Genomic DNA, 13347 nt, shown 5'->3' with positions numbered 1-13347 from the left:
AACTGGCGGGCGCCCGCACGGTCCGGGTGGCCGGTCCCCGCCAGTGGCTGGCGTTCCCGGCGTCGGCGTCGGCGGCGCCCCTGGTGGCGGAGGCCGCGGCCCGGTACCCCCTGGTGGACCTGTCGGTGCGCGAACCGGACATCGAGACGCTGATCGCGAAGATGTACGCGGACCGCGGCGCGGCCTAGGCTGAGGGAATGACGGACGACCCCGTGAACAGCGCCCAGGGCGGGCACCCGGACCGGCTGCCGGAGATGCGCGCATCGGACACGGACCGCGAGCTGGTCGCCGAGCGGCTGCGGGAGGCGGCCGCCGAGGGCCGCCTCGACATGCCGGAGTTCGAGGAGCGGCTCGACGCGGCCTACCGGGCCCGCACCTACGGCGAGCTGGCACCCCTCACCCGCGACCTGCCGACCGCCGCGCACGCGGAGGGCGGCCACGCCCGCCCGGCGGACGCCTTCGCGCGGACCGGCTCCTGGGCGTCCCGGATCGGCCGCCCCGCCACGTCCCGCGGCGGCGTCGCCGTCTTCGGCGGCTTCGGCCGGCGCGGCCGGTGGAGCGTGGGCCGCGTCTTCACCGCCTTCGCCCTGTGCGGCGGCGGGGACATCGACCTGCGGGACGCCGACTTCGAGGACCGGGAGATCGTCATCCGCTGCTTCCCGGTCATGGGCGGCGTCGAGGTGGTCGTCCCGCCCGACCTGCACGTCGAGGTGACCGGCGTCGGTTTCATGGGCGGCTTCGACGACCGGGGCGCCGGCGAGGGCACCCCGGGCTCCCCGAGGGTGCGGATCACCGGCTTCGCCCTGATGGGGGGCGTCGAGGTGAAACGGAAGCCCCGCAAAGGGAGCAAAACGAACAAGCAGCTGGAAAAGTAGCCGCCGGGGAACCTGAGCCGCGTCTCGGGAGTACCTGAGAAGAGACGGGCAGGGACCCACCCGAGGCCCGGGGCGGACGAGGGCGGAGCGGCATGAGCGAAGACGCCACGGGGACGCGGACGACGGTCGCCGCGCCCTTCGCGTACACGGCGGACGACGAGGAGAAGCGCCGGGGCGTGCGCCGCATGAAGGCCACCGCGACGGCCCTGCTCCTCCTGGTGGCCGTCGTCTACGCCCTGGCCACCTGGGCGGAGTCGTCCGGCGTGACCGGCTGGCCCGGCTACGTCGCCGCGGCCGCCGAGGCGGGCATGGTCGGCGCCCTGGCCGACTGGTTCGCCGTCACCGCCCTCTTCCGCCGCCCCCTGGGCCTGCCCATCCCGCACACCGCGATCATCCCGACGAAGAAGGACCAGCTCGGCGAGTCACTGGGCCACTTCGTGGGCGAGAACTTCCTCTCCGCCGACGTCGTCCGCACCCGCCTCCACGCCCTGAACGTGGCGGCCCGCCTGGGGGCCTGGCTGTCGCAGCCCGCCCACGCCGACCGCGTCACCGCCGAGCTCGCCACCGCCCTGCGGGGCGCCCTGACCGTGCTGCGGGACGCGGACGTGCAAGCGGTGGTGGGGGAGGCGATCACCCGGCGCGCGGAGGCCGCGGAGGTCGCGCCCGGCCTGGGCAAGACCCTGGACCGGGTCGTCGCCGACGGCGCCCACCACCGGGCCGTGGACCTCGTTTGCGCCCGCGCCCACGACTGGCTCGTGCTGCACGCGGACTCCGTCATGGACGCGGTGCAGGGCGGCGCGCCCGGCTGGACCCCGCGCTTCGTGGACAAGAAGGTCGGCGAGCGGGTCTACAAGGAGCTGCTGCGCTTCGTCACCGAGATGCGCGACGCGCCGGCGCACCCGGCACGCGGCGCCCTGGACCGCTTCCTGCAGGACTTCGCGCGGGACCTCCAGTCCGACACGGACACCAGGAACAGGGTGGAGCGCCTCAAGTCCGACCTGGTGTCCCGCCCGGAGGTCCAGGACGTCATCGCGTCGGCCTGGGCCTCGGTCCGCACGATGGTCATCTCCGCGGCCGAGGACGAGCGCAGCGAACTGCGCCTGCGGGCCCGGGCCTCCCTGCTCTCCCTGGGCGCCCGCCTGTCCACCGACGAGGAGCTGCGGCGCAAGGCGGAAGGCTGGCTGGAGGAGGCGGCCGCGCACCTCGTGACGACGTACCGCACGGAGATCACGTCCCTGATCACCGACACGGTCGCCGCGTGGGACGCGACGGAGACCTCCCGCAAGATCGAGGCCCACATCGGCCGGGACCTCCAGTTCATCCGCATCAACGGCACGGTGGTCGGCGCCCTCGCGGGACTGCTCATCCACACCGTCTCCCACACCCTGGGCGGGTGACCGGTCCCTGCCGACCGGCCACCCGCCCAGTTACTACGGGGAGGTGCCGTTCCATACGTACGCGCGCCGCGGACTGTTCAGCCCTCGCGCCGGGTCACCGCCCAGGAGGCCAGCGCCATGCCCCCGGCCACGGAGAACACCGCAGGCCAGGCGCCCACTTTCCTGGCCAGCGGATGCGATCCGGCAAACGCGGCGATGTAGGCCGCCGTCAGCCCTGCCGCCGCGACACCCCCGCTGCGCCGCTGCCACTCCCGTGCCGCCAGGGCCCCGGCCGCGGCCAGCACGACGCCCCCCAGGGGCCGCTTCTCGGTCCACCGGGCCACGCCGTACCCCCCGATGAGCCCCCCGGCCGCCACAGCAGCCACCGGAACATCACGCATACCGCTCCCCTTCCGCCGTCACTCGAACAACACCCTTGAGGCTAATGGGCCCAGCGCCCCCGGCTCCGCGTGTACGCCGCCGAGTGGCGGAAGGGGCGCACAGGGTGACGAAGTGCCCGGCTGGGCAGTGAACCGCCCGCAGTGCCCCCATGCTCCCCCCTACGGCAGCCCCCGCGCCGCCCCCGGCGGCACGTCGCTCGCCTCGGTCGCGTGCGCCGCCGTACTCTCACGTGCCGCCGCACTCGGCCGCGCCCCCTCACCCCCGGCCGCGTCGCCGCGGATCCGCTGGTTCTCGCACAGGACGGGCTGGCCACCGTTCACCAGCTCCTCGACCTCGGCTGCGCCGCCTCGGTGGTGGCCGAACGCCGCCGCCCGGCGAGACCGCGGCGACGGCTCCTGCCCCGCGTGGTCCTCCACGTTCCTGAAAGGGGGGCGTCGATCGTCGATGGTCTGGGGGCGATTGGGGGTCGGTCTGGGGTCCGGGGGTCGTGTCCCCGCAGATGAGCGCGAGGCCGCGTCGCCCGTTGGGTCGGAACGCGGATGTGCGGGAGCGCGGGGCGTTCGATGTGATGCCCCGTGCCCGTCCCGTCGGGCGGGGAATAACAGGAGCGTTCCTGCCGTCTCCGCTTCGGTGAAGGGGAGTACCGTTCCGAGTGTCTAGGTCAGAACGGAGTTCAGTATGCCCGGACGCGTCGACCTCACAGCAGCCATGTCCGTGGACCCTCCCGGCGATCGCCTCCGCCTCGTCCGACTCAGCCGGGGCCTGACCCAAGAAGGACTAGCCGAGCGCTCCGGGCTCAGCCTCGGTGTGGTGAAGAAGATCGAGCGTGGTGGCTCGGCCCGGTTGGAGACGTACCACGCGCTCGCTCGCGCGTTGAACGTGCGCACCTCCGCGCTCCTGGAGGCCTCCGGGCCGCACCGGACCAGACGCGGCGACGACGACAACCTGGGGCTCATGCCGCTGCGCCAGGCCATCGCACCTGCCGTGTCCCTGTCCGGCCGGTTGCGTGCCGGCGGCGCGGCCGATGTCGAACCCGATCCGGATCACCTCGAACGCACCGCGCGGGCCGTGGCCGTCGCCTACCACCGCGACGACTACGGAACGGTCGCCGGGCTTCTCCCCGCCTTGGTGCTCTCCGCCCACGCCACGGTCGAGCACTTCGACAACGGTGAGGAACGCACACGCTCCCTCCGCGTGCGGTCCGACATCCTCCAGATGGCGGGCCGCTACCTCACGCAGGTGCGGGCGTACGACCTGGCGCACACAGCACTGCGCGACGCGATCCAAGATGCGGTATCCGTTGACGACAAGGGCTTGGTGGCCGCCGCCGTGTACCAGCAGGGTTGGCTCCTGATGCGGCAGGGCCGACTGGACGAGGCGGAGAAGGTCAGCGTCGCCACGGCGGAGGCCGTCGAGCCGCGCCTCTCTCAGGCATCCCGGAAGTCTCTGGGTGCGTGGGGGAAGTTGCTGGTGCACGGCAGCGCGGCGGCGGCCCGGAACAACCGACCTCAGGAGGCGCGGGAGATGCTGCGCCTGGGGCGTGCGGCCGGGGCGGCGCTCGGGGGCTCCTCGGCGGTCGCGGAGTCGAGTTGGGGCCGGTTCGACTGGCGGACGGTGGCGTACCAGGGGATCGAGAACCAACTCGTCGCGGACAAGCCGGACCGCGTCCTGCGGCTGTCGGAGCGGATGGCGGAACCCACGTCCGCCGTGTCCATGAGACGGCACCTGCTGGATGTCGCACAGGCCCATGCCATGCTGCGGCAGCCGGATCAGGCGCTGGGAATCCTGTCATTGCTCCTGACCGAGACGCCCGAATGGCTCCGCCATCAACGCATGGCGTCTCAGACCTGGCAGGACGCGGTCCGGGTGGGCAAGAAGCGTCGTGTAACCACCCGACAGCGCGAGCTAGCGGAGTTCTTCGACGTGGCGTAAGGGACGCGTTCCGTAGCCCTTGACGGTCACCTCGCCCACATTTCGCTACGGAACGTGACTGTTCGAGGTTGATCCGTGATCCTAGGTTGGCGGCATGAGCGAAATGAGCGTCGCGCATGCCGTCCCCCTGCCAGACCCTCGCCACTTGTCCGAATTACAGCGGTGCAAAGTCGACTGCGTGCACTGCGGTGTCACCTTGGCGAAGGGGGCCGAGATCGAACTCGGCATGCGGCAGAACGCCCCGGACCCGGTCACGGGACGAACGGCCTGCTACCCGCGCTCCTGCCGTTCCTCCCGTACCGCGCACAAGGCGGCGGCCCGGGCCCGCCACCGTGAGGCACGCGACACTGCGGAGGCGACGCTGCCCGCCCCTCCTGTCCCGAGCGACCCGCTGAAGCGCGAGAGGGAAGCGGAGCTGGTGACCGCGTCGGGCGCTCAGCGGTACTGCACCCGCTGGGGCCGGGCCATCGAGGGGCGGACGCGAGAGTCCGTTCCGGCCGCCGCGTCCGGCGCCCGTTCCGCGGAGTACCACCACCCCTGGTGCGTCTACTCTCCAGCGGTAGACGTCCGCCGCCGCACCCGTGCCCCGCACGGCCGCCGCTGACCGAGGGAGCGGGTGTGACGTGTACGAGGACGGGTGTGTGTGCCGGAGGCCCTGGGAACTTCCCTTCCGGGCGGAGCCGAAGGAAGTGGCCGGGCTCCGCCGCATCGTGCGGCTCCATCTCACGGGCTGGGGGCTCGCCCGCCAGGTGGAGGCGGCCCAGCTCTGTGTCAGCGAGCTGGTCACCAACGTGATCCGCCATGTCGGCACGGGGACACCGACGGTGCTCCGTTTCTCCATGAACGGCACGTCGTTGCGGATCGAGGTGCGTGATCCCGAGCCGACCGTACTGCCGAGGCGGGTCCCCGCCGATAGGGACGCCGAATCAGGGCGCGGCATGGCACTGGTGGATGCGGTCGCCGACTGTTGGGGGACGCTCCTCGACGCGCGGTACAAGACCACGTGGTGCGAGATCCCCACGGACCTCTCCACGTCAGACGGCCACGGGGGTGGCGTGCGCGTCTCGCGTGCTGAGGGGGTGCTCTCCCTGTACGAGACAGCGGTGGCCTCATCCCGCGCGGTGAGCGAGTGGGAGCCACGCGCGGTCCCGGCCAAGGACATGGCTGCAGAGGCCATGGTGGATCTGCTGCATTGGATGTGCGCTCACGGCTTCGACGCCGATGACGTGCTGGACGGCGTTCGGACGCGGTTTGAGTCCGGTCTGTGAGCGGTGGCGGCAACGAAGCCTTGAGATAACGCTCGTGTGCGGGGGGATCCCCTGAACTAGATTCTCTCCATGGGGATCCGAGACATGCTCAGTGAGGTCGCGAGCACATACGACCGTACGGCCGGTTCTAGGCGTGAAGTGCGGGGTCAGCAGGTCTTGCGAGGAGTCGCGAGCCGTACCGACCTGGCTCTTCCGCCCGGATTTCGAGCCAAGGGGCACGGGGGACAGACGACGCCGGCGGCGACTCCTTGGATTGGCATCTTCGACGAGCATGGTGACCCGGATCCCAAGAGGGACCTGTATCTCGCCTACATCTTCAGCGCTGACTTGCAGAGCGTGGCGCTGACCTTGCAGCAGGGCATCACGTGGTTGGAGAAGCGCCTCGGCAAGGGCGTAGCGCGAGAGGCACACCTGCGCCATCACGCGGACCGACTGCGGAGGGCTTTGCACCGCCAGGAAAGGCAGGGGTGGGTCGACGAGCCGGAGCTCCGCGACAAGGCGGCGCGGCCCAGGGCCTACGAGGCGGCTAGTGTCATCGCCAAGATCTATGACACGTCGGCCCTGCCCGGTGATGTCGCGCTGATGGAAGACCTGTTGATCGCCATCAAGCAGCTGCGGCGGGTCGAAGAGGCCGACCGTATCTGGTGGAAGAGTGACGCCACGGATGTCCTGGAGATCTCCTATGAACCCGATGGACACACCAGTCGCGTTCCCACCGACCCGCTGGCCGGATTCCGGCCGAAGGACAGCGGCGACTACGTGGCCGAGATCAAGGCACGGCAACAGGTCAAGAAGCGCAGCCATGAGAAGCTCATCGAGGACTTCGGCCACCATGCCTGCGACCGGGGATACAACCCGATCACCGAGATGCAGCACCCCCGGGACCTGGTCCTGCGACGTCACGGCGCGGCAGCGGACCCAAGCGATGAATGGCTCGTCGAAGCGAAGGTCGTTCGTCGCGGAAATCCGACCACCGCGGTCCGCGAGGCCGTGGGCCAGCTCTACGAGTACCGCCACTTCCTGTACCGGCGCCAGCCCGAGCCCTACCTCATAGGCCTGTTCTCCGAAGAGATCGGCGCCTACGCGCCGTACTTGGAGGAGCAGGGGATCGCGTCCATCTGGCGTGCCGGTACCGAGTGGGGCGGCTCCCCCAGAGCGCGGGCCTGGGGCATGGTCGCGGACTGAGGCCCGCGACCGGGGCCGTCATGCTGTAGCGCCCCCGTGGCACTCCCCGTACGTCGCCCCCGACCCGCACCAGCAAGCAGAGGTGTGGGCGGGCGGCCAGGGTGTGGCGTGCCCGCGGGCGGCCAGGGCGGTGGCGTACTGGGGGAGCAGGGCCGGGTTGGCGGGCGACGAGGACTCGGCCGCCGCGAACGCCTCGTACGACGGGACCGTGCCGCGGACGACGCCCAGGTTCGGGGTGCCGGAGGCGGCGAGTTCGCGCAGCGACGCCTCCAGGTCGGTCACGTGCGCCGCGTACGTCGGGTACTCCGCTTCCAGTTCCGGGTAGGCGGCGAGGAGTTCGGCGAGTTCGTCCGCCGGCCAGTGCAGCACGGTCACGGGGAAGGGCCGGGACAGGGCCGTGCGGTACGTGCCGAGCTCGCTGCGCAGCCTGGTGATCTCCGCGCGCAGTTCCGCGGGGTCCGAGGAGCCGAGCGCCCAGGTGCGCTTCGGGTCGTGCAGGTCGTCCAGCGGGACCGTGCCCGTGTGCAGGTGGTCCGCGAGGACGTCCCAGTCGTCGTGCGGGAGCGCCAGCAGGCGGCGGACCCGGTGGCGGCCGATCAGGAGCGACTGAGTGGGGTGGGACAGCTCCCGCTCGTCCACCGGGTGCGGGGCCAGCGCCTCCGCCGCCGCCGTGAACACGGAGTGCGCGGCCTCCAGCTCGTCGTGGGACTCCAGGGTCTCCCCGATGCTCTGCCAGGCCGCCGCGTCGGTCGGTGGCAGTGCGCGCAGGCCCGTGATGATCGCCCTGGCCTCCGCCTCGTGCCCGTACTCCCACAGGTTCGCCGCCTTGAGCGCCCGGACGAGGTGAGGGTTCTCCGGGCTCGGCGCCGAGGTCAGGAGCAGGTCGTAGAGGGTGGTCGCCCGGGGGCGGTCACCCGCCAGTTCCAGGTGCGCCGCCGCCCGCAGGAGCAGCGGCTCCCGGTCCTCGGGGTACTGCTCCGCGGTGCGCAGCAGGCGCTCGGCTTCGTTCGTGTGGTCGGCAGGCGTGTCGAGGCGCATGGGCACCACCGTACTGCCGTACGGCCCGTGTTCGGGGGTGCGGTGTTACGGTAGGGACGGTTCTGTCGGTGCGGAACGCGGGAGGGGGATCATGATGCGGCAGACGCTCGGGTCGTTCGGGTCGCGCGTGTGCGCGCTGCCGGCCGCGCTGTCGGTGTTCTCCGTCCTCCTCGCCGCCGTGTCGCCGCTCGAAGCGGCGTCCTTCTCCGTGCTCACCGTGGCTGCCGCCGCCGCCGGGCTGCTCGCCTGCGCGGTGCTGAGCGTCCTGGCCGCACCGCCCGTGCCGCCCACCCGGGTGCGCACCGCCCTGCGCGACCGGGCACGGCGTACCGCCTTCCTGCCGCAGCGCGATCCCGACGCGCGCGGGCGCCGCCGGCCCCGCGCCCCCGGCCGCTCCGTCCTCCTGTCGACGGCGGTCGCGTAGGACCTTCCCGGGCGCTCTGCCCAGGGTGATCGGTCCTTGCGCCGTGCGGGACCAAGGGTCCCGCCGGGTCTGCCGGTCCCGCCCGGTCACCTGGGTTCCCCTTCACCTGGTCGTTCGCGTTCACGGGGGCTCCACCGTCCATCGGTGGTCTCGGTCCACCGGGCCTCCACGGTCACCCGGGTACGCCCGGGGCCTCGGTGATCCCCGCGGCTCCCGAAGCGTTCCCTGGCACACGGGGCTCGCCCGGACACCTGCACGCGTCCGGTCCGCCGGTTGCGCCGGCCCTCCGGCCTTCCGGTCCTTGAGCCCTCAAGCCCCATCGGCTGTCCAGCCCTTCGGTCTTCCGGGGTGCAGGTGCCGAGGGGGCCGGGTGGGGCGGGTGTGCCGGGACGGCAATCGCGCGCGGTCGGGGACCGCCCTTTTCGGGCCGTCCGGGACCGTCCGGGGCCGGGCCGGGGGCGCTGGGGGTTCGGGGGCCCGGTGGGGGCCTTCGCCGGTCCGTCCGGGCGGGCCCCCCCGGGGGCGTGCCGGACCTGACCGGTCCTCCCGGCTCCACGGCCGTTCCGTCGTCGTCACGCACCTCCGTCCGCGTACGTCCACGTTCGGAACCACTCCGGGGTCTGTCATGTCTGCCTTCTTCGCGGCCTTCACCTGGGCCGCCCACCTCCTTCCCGCCGCCGCCGTCATCGTGCTCGTCACCCTCCTCGTGCGGCTCGCCCTGCTCCCGTTGTCCGTCGCCTCCGCCCGGGGCCAGCGGGCCCGCGCCCGACTCGCCCCGCAGGTCGCCGCCCTGCGGAAGCGGCACGCCCGGGACCCGGAACGGCTGCAGCGCGCGGTGCTGGAACTGCACGCGCGCGAGAAGGTGTCGCCGCTCGCCGGGTGCCTGCCCGGGCTGCTCCAACTGCCCGTGTTCTTCCTGCTCTACCAGCTGTTCTCCGCCGGGGAGCTCGGCCACTACGCCCTCTTCGCCGCGCCGCTCGGCGGGCGCTGGGGCGACGCACTCGCCCACGGCGGGCTCCTCGGGGACGCCGGGCTGGTGTACCTGGCACTGTTCGTCCTCGTCGCGGCCGTCGCCACCTGCACGTACCGGATGACGAAGAAGCAGATGGGCGCCGCCGAGGCGGGCGGTGACGTGCCCGGCATGGGGGCGATGGTCAAGGTGATGCCGCTGCTGTCCTTCGCGACGCTGGTGACGGTCGCCGTCGTCCCGCTCGCCGCCGCCCTCTACGTGGTGACCAGCACGACCTGGACCGCTGCCGAGCGGGCCGTCCTGTACCGGTCCAGCACATGAACAGGGGCTTGCACAGTGCTCCGATGTCTTGGAGGATCAGCCAAATCCTGACGATGGCCGCACTCCATCGGCCGGGGCCCACCTCGACCACTGGGAGAAGACCATGAAGCTGCTGCGCGTGGGGCCCGCGGGCGCCGAGCGACCGGCCCTGCTCGACCGGGGCGGGGTCCTGCGGGACCTGTCCGTCCTCGTCGCAGACGTCGACGGGGAGCTGCTCTCCGACGCGTCCGCCCTCGACCGCGTGCGGGCCGCCGCGGACGCCGGTGTGCTGCCCCCGCTGGCCGGGGAAGGGTTGCGCGTGGGCCCGCCGGTCGGCCGCGTCGGGAAGGTCGTGTGCATCGGGCTCAACTACCACGACCACGCCCGTGAGGCGGGCGCCGAGCCGCCGGCCGAGCCGGTGGTGTTCCTGAAGGCGGCCGACACGGTCGTCGGGCCCGACGACACCGTGCTCGTGCCCCGGGGGAGCACCAAGACCGACTGGGAGGTCGAGCTCGCCGTAGTCATCGGACGTACCGCCCGCAGTCTGGACTCCGCTGAGGAGGCCCTCGCGCACGTCGCGGGGTACGCCGTGGCGCACGACGTGTCCGAGCGGGAGTTCCAGATCGAGCGGGGCGGCACCTGGGACAAGGGCAAGAACTGCGAGACGTTCAACCCCCTGGGCCCGTGGCTCGTGACCGCCGACGAGGTGCCGGACCCGCAGGACCTGCGGCTGCGGCTGTGGGTGAACGGCGAGCTGCAACAGGACGGCAGCACCGCCGACCAGATCTTCCCGGTGGGGGAGGTCGTGCGGTACGTGAGCCGGTTCATGACGCTGTACCCCGGTGACGTGATCAACACCGGGACGCCCGCGGGCGTGGCCATGGGCCGGCCGGACCCGAAGCCGTACCTGCGGGCCGGGGACGTCGTCGAGCTGGAGATCGACGGGCTGGGGCGCCAGCGGCAGCAGCTCAAGGACGCGTAGCCCGCGCGGGGCGGGGTGCGGCGGGCCGGGCGGGCCAGGTGGCGCCCACCGGTCGCGGCCCGGGCCCGGCCGCGGCCCCGGCGGCCCGGACGAGTGCGCTCCGCACCTCCTGTGCTTCGCGTCCCCCGTGTGCCCCGCGCCTCCCGTGCCCGGGCCGGTCACGCTCCGGCCGCTGCCCGGCGGCGGGCGGGTCCCGCCGGGGGCGGCTTCGGCGCACGCCCCGCCGGCGCAGGCGCCGCCGCCCGGACCGGTCATGCGGGGCACGCCGCGCCCGTTCGGCCGGTGTCGTGTCAGGGCCGGTCATGCGGCGGGTGGGGCGGCCGGGGCGGGGCGGTCGCCCGGCGGGGCCTGCCGCAGGTCCACCGCCACACCCTCGCGGGCCGAGCGGCGGGCGGCCTCCAGCACGTCGAGGGCGGCCGCCGCCTCCGCGGCCGTCACCGGCGGTGCCGTGCCGTCCCGCAGGGCGGCCGCGACCGCCGCGTAGAACGCCGGGGAGGCGCCCGGCAGGGGCGGCACCGGCCGCCCGCCGTCCCCCGACGCCGGGGACACGCCCGCGCCGAGCCTGCCCCACAGCTCCTGCGGCTCCACGCCCCACGGCTCCCCGGCCGCCGGACGGGCGCCCGCGCGCAGCTCCGCCTCCTGCGGGTCGAGGCCGTACTTCACATAGCCCGCCCGCGACCCCAGCACCCGGAAGCGGGGGCCGAGCTGGGCCGCCGTCGCGCTCACGTACAGGTGCGAGCGCACCCCGCCCGCGTGGGTCAGCGCGAGGAAGGTGTCGTCGTCCGTCCGCGCACCCGGTCGCCGCGTGTCCACCTCCGCGTACACGCGCACCGCCGGGCCGAACAGGACGAGCGCCTGGTCCACGAGGTGGCTGCCCAGGTCGTACAGGAGGCCCCCGATCTCCTCCGGCGCTCCCGACTCCCGCCAGCCGCCCTTCAGCTGCGGCCGCCAGCGCTCGAAACGGGACTCGAACCGCTGCACCTCGCCGAGCTCGCCGCGCTCCAGCAGGGAGCGCAGCGTCAGGAAGTCGCCGTCCCAGCGGCGGTTCTGGAAGACCGACAGCAGCAGTCCCCGCTCCTGGGCCAGGGCCGCCAGCGCCCGCGCCTCGGCGGCCGTTCCCGCCACCGGCTTGTCCACGACGACGGGCAGCCCCGCCTCCAGGGCCGCCGACGCGAGCGGCACGTGGGTCTTGTTCGGCGAGGCGACGACGACGAGGTCCAGCTCGTCCGCGCGCGCCCACAGCTCCCCGGGTGCGGCCGCCAGCCGGACGCCCGGGTACGCGGCGCGGGCCTGCGCCCGGCGCCCCTCGTCCGAGGTGACCACGGTGTCGAGGGCCATGCCCCCGGTCGCGGCGATGAGCGGGGCGTGGAAGACCGAGCCGGCCAGGCCGTAGCCGACGAGGCCCACGCGGAGCGGGGCGGGGCAGGTGGAGGGCGATGCGGCGGCGGGCACGGGTGGGGTCATGCCCGTACTAAAGCAACGCTGTTGCGTTACGGCAAGTCCGCGGCCCAGAATGCGGACGTGAACCTCTCGGGGCTGCGCAGCCACAACACCGCCCTCGTGCTCGGACTGCTCCGGGCCTCCGGCCCTGACGGCATCAGCCGGCTGGAGCTCGCCGAACGCACCGGCCTCACCCCCCAGGCCATCAGCAAGATCGCCGCACGGCTGCGCACCGACGGCCTCGCCGACGACTCCGGCCGCCGCGCCTCCACCGGGGGCAAGCCGCGCACCGTGCTGCGCCTGGTGCCGGGGGCCGCCCACGCCGTGGGGCTGCACCTGGACCGCGACGAGTTCCACGCCGTGCTCGTCGACCTCGCAGGGGCGACCGCGGCCGCCCGCAGCGGGCCCCTCGACCTGGGCGCCGGGCCCGAGCGGGTCCTCGAAGACGCCTCCGCCGCGGTGCGCGAGCTGCACCGGGCGACCGTCCTGGGCGTCGGCGTGGCCATGCCCGGCCCCCTGGACCACGCGGCGGGCGTCCCGCGCCGGGTGACCGGTTTCCCGGAGTGGGACGGCTTCCCCCTGCGGGACGCCCTGGCGGAGCGGCTCGGCCTGCCGGTCGTCCTCGACAAGGACACCGACGCGGCCGCCCTCGGCCTCGCCGTCCGTGGCGAGGGCACCGGCTCCTTCGCGTACGTGCACGTCGGCACGGGTCTGGGAGCGGGCCTCGTCCTGGACGGGGCCGTGCACCGCGGCGCCCGTCCCGGCGCGGGGGAGTTCGGCCACCAGACCGTGCAGCTCGACGGGGCGCCCTGCGGCTGCGGCGGGCGCGGCTGCCTGGAGGCGCTGTGCCTCGCGGCCGTCGCCCGCGGCGACACCGAGGAGGCGGCGCGGGTCCTGGGGGTGGGCGCCGCCAACCTCGTGGCCCTCCTGGGCCTCGACCGGGTCCTGCTCGGCGGCCGGGCCGTGGCCCCGGCGCCCGAAGCCTTCGTGCGGGGCGTGGCCGCCGTCCTCGCCGAGCGCGCCCGCCGCACGGGCGGGGCCCCGGTGCCCGTGGCCGCGGCCGGCTCCTCGTCGCAGCCGGTGGCGGAGGGCGCGGCGCAGCTGGTGCTCGCGCCGCTGTTCGGGCCCTTGGGCTGATCGGGCGCATCCGGCGGC

Annotated in this window: 13 protein-coding genes and 1 pseudogene; 11 read left to right on the top strand and 3 right to left on the bottom strand. The window is 73.7% G+C overall.

The features are described 5' to 3' along the window. From BJP40_RS09085 to BJP40_RS09075, 3 genes and pseudogenes are all read left to right on the top strand, one after another. Nucleotides 1-188, top strand: a pseudogene (locus BJP40_RS09085) (methionine ABC transporter ATP-binding protein); the annotation flags it as partial. Nucleotides 189-254: 66 nt separating this feature from the next. Then, complete coding sequence (locus BJP40_RS09080; protein ID WP_107408005.1) at nt 255-875, top strand: DUF1707 domain-containing protein; 621 nt, start codon at nt 255-257, stop codon at nt 873-875. Nucleotides 876-967: 92 nt separating this feature from the next. Next, entirely contained in the window at nt 968-2272 is a 1305-nt protein-coding gene (locus tag BJP40_RS09075; RefSeq protein WP_071269207.1) for a DUF445 domain-containing protein, read from the top strand. A 77-nt stretch (nt 2273-2349) separates the two neighbouring features. On the opposite strand, the gene BJP40_RS09070 is transcribed toward BJP40_RS09075, so the two are convergent. Beyond that, nucleotides 2350-2652, bottom strand: a complete 303-nt coding sequence (locus BJP40_RS09070) for a hypothetical protein (RefSeq protein ID WP_071269208.1) — start codon at nt 2650-2652, stop codon at nt 2350-2352. A 679-nt stretch (nt 2653-3331) separates the two neighbouring features. On the opposite strand from BJP40_RS09070, the gene BJP40_RS09060 reads away from it, so the two are divergent. From BJP40_RS09060 to BJP40_RS09045, 4 genes are all read left to right on the top strand, one after another. Next, a complete protein-coding gene (locus BJP40_RS09060; protein ID WP_226962627.1) occupies nt 3332-4585 on the top strand; it encodes a helix-turn-helix domain-containing protein in 1254 nt (417 codons plus the stop codon). 145 nt (nt 4586-4730) lie between these two features. Next, on the top strand, nt 4731-5189 hold the full coding sequence (locus BJP40_RS09055) for a hypothetical protein (RefSeq protein WP_143065928.1): 459 nt from the start codon (nt 4731-4733) through the stop codon (nt 5187-5189). Nucleotides 5190-5208: 19 nt separating this feature from the next. Beyond that, the gene (locus BJP40_RS09050) at nt 5209-5853 is read left to right on the top strand and encodes an ATP-binding protein (protein WP_071269066.1); all 645 of its coding nucleotides are present in this window, start codon (nt 5209-5211) and stop codon (nt 5851-5853) included. A gap of 69 nt (nt 5854-5922) precedes the next feature. Next, nucleotides 5923-7038, top strand: a complete 1116-nt coding sequence (locus BJP40_RS09045) for an MrcB family domain-containing protein (protein ID WP_071279951.1) — start codon at nt 5923-5925, stop codon at nt 7036-7038. 18 nt (nt 7039-7056) lie between these two features. On the opposite strand, the gene BJP40_RS09040 is transcribed toward BJP40_RS09045, so the two are convergent. Then, a complete protein-coding gene (locus BJP40_RS09040) occupies nt 7057-8076 on the bottom strand; it encodes an SEC-C domain-containing protein (RefSeq protein ID WP_071269064.1) in 1020 nt (339 codons plus the stop codon). A 94-nt stretch (nt 8077-8170) separates the two neighbouring features. Here BJP40_RS09040 and BJP40_RS09035 point away from each other — a divergent pair, with 94 nt between their 5' ends. The 3 genes from BJP40_RS09035 (at nt 8171) to BJP40_RS09025 (ending at nt 10752) form a co-directional block, all read left to right on the top strand. Next, nucleotides 8171-8500 carry a DUF6412 domain-containing protein gene (locus BJP40_RS09035; protein ID WP_107407997.1) on the top strand — a complete coding sequence of 110 codons (330 nt, stop codon included), beginning with the start codon at nt 8171-8173 and terminating at the stop codon, nt 8498-8500. A 625-nt stretch (nt 8501-9125) separates the two neighbouring features. Then, entirely contained in the window at nt 9126-9791 is a 666-nt protein-coding gene (locus BJP40_RS09030) for a membrane protein insertase YidC (RefSeq protein WP_071279950.1), read from the top strand. 103 nt (nt 9792-9894) lie between these two features. Beyond that, complete coding sequence (locus BJP40_RS09025; protein WP_071279949.1) at nt 9895-10752, top strand: fumarylacetoacetate hydrolase family protein; 858 nt, start codon at nt 9895-9897, stop codon at nt 10750-10752. 300 nt (nt 10753-11052) lie between these two features. Here BJP40_RS09025 and BJP40_RS09020 read toward each other — a convergent pair whose 3' ends face one another. Beyond that, a complete protein-coding gene (locus tag BJP40_RS09020; RefSeq protein ID WP_071279948.1) occupies nt 11053-12216 on the bottom strand; it encodes a Gfo/Idh/MocA family oxidoreductase in 1164 nt (387 codons plus the stop codon). A 57-nt stretch (nt 12217-12273) separates the two neighbouring features. Between BJP40_RS09020 and BJP40_RS09015 the strand changes: the two genes are divergently transcribed. After that, nucleotides 12274-13329 carry an ROK family transcriptional regulator gene (locus BJP40_RS09015; RefSeq protein WP_071268821.1) on the top strand — a complete coding sequence of 352 codons (1056 nt, stop codon included), beginning with the start codon at nt 12274-12276 and terminating at the stop codon, nt 13327-13329. Nucleotides 13330-13347 lie beyond the last annotated feature (18 nt).

Origin of the sequence: Streptomyces sp. CC53, from assembly GCF_001865245.1 — a bacterium.
Taxonomy (GTDB): domain Bacteria; phylum Actinomycetota; class Actinomycetes; order Streptomycetales; family Streptomycetaceae; genus Streptomyces.
The sequence above is the reverse complement of the archived record's forward strand: the minus strand, read 5'-3'. Positions and strand labels throughout refer to the sequence as shown.